The 233-nt window shown below is 55.4% G+C and carries 1 protein-coding gene; it reads right to left on the bottom strand.

Annotation, left to right across the window (positions count from 1 at the left end; genetic code table 11):
* The coding region (locus tag QP437_RS10490; protein ID WP_285267799.1) for a transposase at positions 1-233 on the bottom strand (233 nt) is incomplete at both ends.

The raw sequence follows: 233 nt of genomic DNA, 5'->3' as shown, positions 1-233 counted from the left end.
AGTTCGCTGACATGGTTGACCGGCCAGTCAGCTATGACGCCAAACACATGGCGAAGGTAGTTTTCTGGATCCTCGTCGTTCAGTTTGCACGTCCCGATCAGGCTGTACAGTAGCGCTCCCCGCTCACCACCATGGTCAGAGCCGAAGAACAGGAAGTTTTTACGACCCAGACTGACCGCCCGCAGGGCATTTTCAGCGATGTTGTTGTCGATTTCCACCCAGCCATCGTTCGC

It is taken from the genome of Haemophilus sp. UMB1048, from assembly GCF_030218125.1.
Taxonomy (GTDB): domain Bacteria; phylum Pseudomonadota; class Gammaproteobacteria; order Enterobacterales; family Pasteurellaceae; genus Haemophilus_D.
Note: the sequence above shows the minus strand (reverse complement) of the source record. Positions and strands in the feature narration are given on the sequence as shown.